Source organism: Plasticicumulans sp. (assembly GCF_035331805.1).
Classification (GTDB): domain Bacteria; phylum Pseudomonadota; class Gammaproteobacteria; order Competibacterales; family Competibacteraceae; genus Plasticicumulans.
In genome coordinates, this window is sequence record NZ_DAOLKE010000235.1 from 1 (window position 1) to 5643 (window position 5643).

A 5643-nucleotide genomic window follows, 5' to 3' on the forward strand; every position below is an offset into this window, starting at 1 on the left:
GGCAGCGCGCTCGGCACCAGCGGTCCGGTGATCGCCTCCAGCGCACCGAGCGAGCGCCAGCGCGCGGCGGCCGCCGGCGGTGCCAGCACGGCGAGGATCACCACCGGCAGCGCCGCGCTGCGCTCATCGGCCCGCAGCAGGGCCAGCACGGCTTCGGTCGCTGCCGGGTCGGGTGCCGTCGCGAGCAGCACGCAGCCGGCGCCGGTGCGCTGCGCGAGCGCCGGCAGTTGCGCATCGGCGCTGCCGGCCAGCGTGATCTGCCAGCCGCCGAGCCGTTCGAGCGCGAGGCGCACGAGCAGGCGCTGTTCGGGGTCGTCGTCGATGTACAGCAGGCGCAGCGTGCCGGCGGCGGCAGGATCATTCATGGGGCGGTCCCTCGCGGTCGCGCCCGAGCAGCGAGCCGACCGTGCGCAGCAGGTCCTTGCCGGTGGCGCTCGCCTTGCTCAGGGTGCCGGCGATCGCCTGCCACTGGGCGGGGTCGGGTTCGCCGGCCGAGAACACCAGCACCGGCGTCGGCTCGCCGCCGGCGGTGTGCAGCTTCGGCGCCACGGCGAGGCCGTAGCCATCGGGCAGCAGCAGGTCGAGGATCGCCAGATCGAACGGCAGCGTCGCGGCCAGGTGCTCGGCTTCGGACAGGGTTTCGGCATCGAAGAGCTTCACGCGCGGGCCGAGCAGGCGGCGCACGTATTCGCGCATGCCGGGATCGTCCTCGACGTGCAGCACCTGCGCGCGCTCGGCGTGCACGCCGCGCGCGGCGATCGCTGCCTGCAGGCGCTCGGGCCGCACCGGCTTCGGCAGCCAGTCGGCGACCGGCAGCGCCACGGCTTCCAGCGAGCCCTGCGGCAGCGCCGAGACGACCATGACCGGCACGGCGACGTGGCGCGGGTCCTCGCGCATCGCGCGGATGACTTCCTCGCCCATGCCGTCGGGCAGCAGCATGTCGACGGTGACCAGCGCGTAGCGGCCGACGGCGAGTTTCTCGCGCGCGGCGCGCACGCTGCCGGCGACCTCGGCGATGTAGCCGTCGCGGCTCAGCTCGGCGACGAAGGCCGAGGCCGCGAGCGCGTCATCCTCGACCACGAGCACGTGCGGGCGCTCGCTGTGCGTGCTCGTGACCACGGCCAGCGGCAGTTCGAGGTGCAGGCAGGTGCCCTCGGGGCCGGTCTCGTAGTTGATCGTGCCGCCCTGGCGCTCGGTCAGCTCGCGGGCGATGTACAGGCCGAGACCGGCGCCGCCGGCGGGCCGGCCGGTCTCGACCGGTCCCTGCAGGAAGCGGTGGAACAGCCGCGGGCGCAGTTCGGCCGGGACGCCGGCACCGCGGTCGCAGACTTCGATGCCGGCGCGCCGGCCCGGCAGTTTCAGCGCGCGCAGCGTCACTGCGCTGCCGGCCGGGGCATGGCGCAGCGCGTTGTCGAGCAGATGGCCGAGCACCTGCGTCAGCCGCTCGGGGTCGGCGTTGACGCTGAGTTCGCCGGCGGCGTCGATGTCGATCCTGATCCCGGCCGCGGCCGCGGCCGCGGCGTATTCGTCGCGGAGCTGTCCGAGCAGTGCAGCGAGCGCGATCGTCTGCGGGGCCAGCGGCACGTCGCCGGCGGCGATGCGTTCGGCGTCCTGGATGTCGGCGACGATGCGCATCAGCCGGGCATCGTGGCGGCGGGCGATGTCGATGAGATCCTGCGCCTCGCCGGAGACCGTGCCGAGCGCGCCGCTGGCGATCAGGTCGAGCGTGCCGCCGATCGTGGTCAGCGGCGCGCGCAGCTCGCGCGCCACCAGCGCCACGAACTGCGCGTGCAGATGCACGGCCTCGCGCAGCGTGCTCACGTCGCGGTTGATCTCCAGCGTCGCCGACAGCCGGCCGTCGGGGCCGCGCAGCAGCACGCGGCGGCTCTCGATCGTCAGCGCGTGACCGTCGCGGTGACGCTGCAGCAGCGTGCCTTCCCAGTAATCGAGCGCGGTGCGCTCCGGCTCATCGGCCGCGCCGCTGACGGCGTTGTGCGTGTCCAGGCGCTCGTGCAGCGGCTGGCCGGTCATCTCGGCCGCGCTCCAGCCATACAGACGCTCGGCACCGCGGTTCCAGTGCGTGACCCGGCCCTCGGCATCGCGGCCGATGATCGCGTCGTGCGCGCGCTCGATCAGCGCGGCCTGCTCGGTGCGTGCGCGCTCGGCCTGACGCTGGGCGTCGATGTCCTCGATCTGGGCGATGAAGCCGGTCGGGCGCTGCTGGCCGTCGCGCATGCACGAGGCGACCACGCGCAGCCAGTGCAGCGAGCCGTCGGCGCGCAGGCCGCGCAGCTCGTAGCGGGTCGAGCCGATCGTGCCTTCGGCGAGCTGCCGCGCGAGCTCCTGCGCCACGTAGCGGTCCGGGCCGTGGATGAAGTCGGCGAAGTGATGGCCGAGCAGGGCCTGCGCCTCGTGGCCGCCGAGCGCGCAGAGCGCCGGGTTCACGGCGACGAAGCGGCCTTCGAGATCGATCAGCGCCATGCCGATCGCCGAATCGCGCATCGCGCTGCGCAGGCGCTCCTCGCTGGCGCGCAGCCGGCCCATGTCGGCAGAGCGGCATTCCAGCAGCCAGGCGACGGCGAGCGGTGCAAACTGCGCCAGCGCATTGATGCCCGGCCCGTAGGTCTGCAGGGCCATCTGCATCGGGACCGGAGGCAGTACCGACAGCAGGGCGGCGAACAGCAGGCTCTCGCAGGCACACAGCAGCGCCGTGCCGCCGAGGCCGAGCCGGAACGAGGCGAGCAGCAGCGGAAGTTCGATGGTCACGAACGGGAACGGGCTGAGCTGCAGGCTGGCGAAGGTGCCGGCGATGGTCAGCCCGTACAGCAGGAGGATCTCGGTGCGCCGCCCGGCCGCGAACCAGTAGTGCGACTCGCGCAGGCTGGCGCGCAGCCCGAGCGGCAGCACCGCGACCATGCCGGTCAGGTCACTGGTCAGCCAGTTGCCGATCGAGGCCGGCAGCGGCCGTGCGTGCACGGTCGCCAGCAGCGCGCCGCCGACGAGCGCCGACAGCATCGTGCCGGTGGCGACCACGAGGATCAGCCGCACGGCGCTTGTCGGGCGCTCGGTCAGCAGGAAGGGCTGCGAATCGGCCGGGCGCAGCGCGAGCAGCGGCACCAGCACGCTGACCAGATTCGCGAACGCATAGCCGGCGGCCAGACCGGGCGAGACGTCGGTGGCCAGGTTCGCACACAGGCCGGCGGCGGCTCCGGTGATCACCACCGGCCAGATCTGCCGGTACGGTGCCCGCAGCGCGACGGCGAGCAGGATGGCGTTCGGCAGCCAGATCGTGGCGAGCGGGCTGCTGCCGCGCGACAGCAGGATGCAGATCACGGCCGCCGCGAAACAGCCGAGACCGGTCAGCAGCATCCGCAACCCCGTCGGCATCGGTGACGGGGGAGCGTCAGCCGGTACGGACGTGAGGGGATCGGTCATGAGGGCCACGGATTCTCGGGGCGGCGGCGAGGCCGGTCGGGAGCTGGCACGGTCGGGGTGCGGAAGCGTCTGCAGCAGCGGACCGGGCCGGAATGCGGAGCTGGCATGAGGCGACGCAGCCAGGGCGGGAAGCCCGTTTACCACAGTCCGGCGCAGCGAGGGAACGCCGTGAACATGACGCCTTGGTCAGACAGGCGCTTGCCAGGGATCCACGTGTTCGCGGTCGGCTGCGTCGTTGCGGGCCACCAGTGCCCGGGCGGGTTCGGTGGCGCTCAGATTGACGGCCTGGTGCGGCAGGTCGGCGGGGATGTAGACGAAGTCGCCGGCGACGTTGACGACCCGGTGTTCGAGCCGCCGGCCGTAGCGGGTCTCGACGCGGCCTTCGAGAATGTAGATCGCCGTCTCGTAGCCGCGATGCAGATGCGGCTCGGAAGCCGCGCCCGGCGGGATCACCACCAGATGCATCGCCAGGCCGCGGGCGCCGGCGGTGGCCGCGCAGATGCCGACGAAATACGGCAGGCGCTGGCGGGTCAGGACTTCGGCCTCGGGCCGGACGGTGACGACGGCGGCACGGTCGCCGGCGCTCGTGGATGCGGTTTCGGTCATGGTGGCGGCCTCCGGCGCGGACATCGACCGCGAGCGTAGCCGCTGCCGGTGCGCGCGGCTGCCTCAGTCGCCGCCGGCGGCGGCCCACAGCCGCGTGGCGGCGGCACCGGTGAGGTTGCGCGGCCGGTAGAGCCGGATCGACATCGGAATGGTCCAGGACGCATCGCCGGCGTGCACCAGCCGGCCGGCCGCGAGATCGTCGGCGACCAGGCGCTGCGGCACCCAGGTCAGGCCGCGCCCGTCGCGCGCCATCGCCGCCAGCACCGTCGCCAGATGCGCGGTGAAGGCCGGTCGCACCTGCGCCGGCGCGAGCTGCGCCTGCGCGGCGGCGAGCGCCCGGCTCAGGCCCGAGGCTTCGGTCGGTGCCAGCAGCGGCAGCGGTTCGTCCGGCGAGCCGGGCAGCTCGAAGCGCGGGCGCGGATCGTTGGCTGCACGCGGAGCGCTCACCGGCAGCAGCACATCGTTACCGACCGTGATCGAGCGGTAATCGCCGTTGTCGAGGCGGCCGCTGACCCCGGCGTGGCCGTGGCAGAGCAGGAACTGCGCCTCGCCGCGCAGCAGCAACTGCTCGCAGGCGTGCATCGTGTCGGCGATCAGCCGGATCGAGGCATCGACGGGGCTGCGGGCTTCGACCTTGCGCAGCCACTGCGGGAAGAAGTCCAGCGCCAGCGCATGCGTGCTCGCGAAGCGCAGCAGCGGCAGGCCGCTGTCGGCGGCGGCGATGGCATCCTCGCGCCCGTGCAGCAGCTTGCGCAGCGCAGCCTCGGCCGAGGGCCGGAAGCGTTCGCCGGCTGCGGTCAGCGCCGCGCCGTGGCTGCTGCGCTCGAACAGCGGCGTGCCGATCCAGTCCTCCAGCGAGCGGATGCGGCGGCTGAAGGCCGGCTGCGTGACGTGCCGGCTGTCGGCGGCACGCGAGAAGCTGCCGCAGTCGATGACGGCGAGAAAATCTTCAAGCCAGGCGAGTTCCATGGGCTTATGTACTCCTGACGCACCAGTGAATTCCTGTGTGCAGACTGCCTTATTGCAGTGCGACATTGGCATACGGCAAACGTCGTAGTGACAAGGCCATGTTTTTTCGGCATGGCCACCTGCGCGATCGGCATTGGCTGCAAATCCGCGTATCCAGCGAGAATTCAGGGGTCAGGCCCGGTAGCGCTGCTTGCGCTGGCTTGCACTCCTCGCTTGCCCGTCCGGAGACGAACATGCCGATTCTGCATACGGACTTTCTGCTGCCCGCGCTCGCACTCGGTGTCGCACTCGGCTGGCTCGGCGGTCTGTTCGGTATCGGCGGCGGCCTGATCGCGATCCCGGTGCTCGGACTCGCCTGCGGGCTCGACCAGTTGCACGCGCAGGGCACGGCGCTGGTGATGGTGCTGCCGAATGTCGTGATCGGCTTCTGGCGCTACCGGGCGCGACACGGCATCGCCTGGCGACCGGCGCTGCTGCTCGGGCTGACGGCGATCGCCGGCAGCGAGTTCGCCGCACACCTCGCCACCGGCCTGCCGGCGGTGACGCTGCGCCTGATGTTCGCAGGCTTCCTGATCGTGCTGGCCGGCTGGCTGCTGCGCGGGCTGCGCCGCGCGCCGCCGGCCACGGCGGCAC

At 72.6% G+C, this 5643-nt stretch carries 5 protein-coding genes; 1 reads left to right on the top strand and 4 read right to left on the bottom strand.

The features are described from left to right. The 4 genes from PKE44_RS14140 to PKE44_RS14155 all read right to left on the bottom strand — a co-directional run. The coding region (locus tag PKE44_RS14140) for a hypothetical protein (protein ID WP_324552283.1) at window positions 1–365 on the bottom strand (365 nt) is incomplete at its 3' end. Beyond that, complete coding sequence (locus tag PKE44_RS14145) at window positions 358–3369, bottom strand: PAS domain S-box protein (RefSeq protein ID WP_324552286.1); 3012 nt, start codon at window positions 3367–3369, stop codon at window positions 358–360. The genes PKE44_RS14140 and PKE44_RS14145, both read right to left, overlap by 8 nt. Window positions 3370–3621: 252 nt before the next feature. Further along, a complete protein-coding gene (locus tag PKE44_RS14150) occupies window positions 3622–4041 on the bottom strand; it encodes a cupin domain-containing protein (RefSeq protein WP_324552288.1) in 420 nt (139 codons plus the stop codon). 63 nt (window positions 4042–4104) lie between these two features. Next, the gene (locus PKE44_RS14155; RefSeq protein ID WP_324552289.1) at window positions 4105–5010 is read right to left on the bottom strand and encodes a LysR family transcriptional regulator; all 906 of its coding nucleotides are present in this window, start codon (window positions 5008–5010) and stop codon (window positions 4105–4107) included. Between the two features lie 233 nt (window positions 5011–5243). Between PKE44_RS14155 and PKE44_RS14160 the strand changes: the two genes are divergently transcribed. Continuing rightward, window positions 5244–5643: sulfite exporter TauE/SafE family protein (locus tag PKE44_RS14160; protein WP_324552291.1), on the top strand; the 400-nt coding region annotated here is incomplete at its 3' end.

Coding starts and splice junctions, on each gene's coding strand:
- PKE44_RS14155 (WP_324552289.1), bottom strand. CDS start 5,010: ATGGAACTCGCCTGGCTTGAAGATTTTCTCGCCGTCATCGACTGCGGC.
- PKE44_RS14150 (WP_324552288.1), bottom strand. CDS start 4,041: ATGACCGAAACCGCATCCACGAGCGCCGGCGACCGTGCCGCCGTCGTC.
- PKE44_RS14145 (WP_324552286.1), bottom strand. CDS start 3,369: ATGCTGCTGACCGGTCTCGGCTGTTTCGCGGCGGCCGTGATCTGCATC.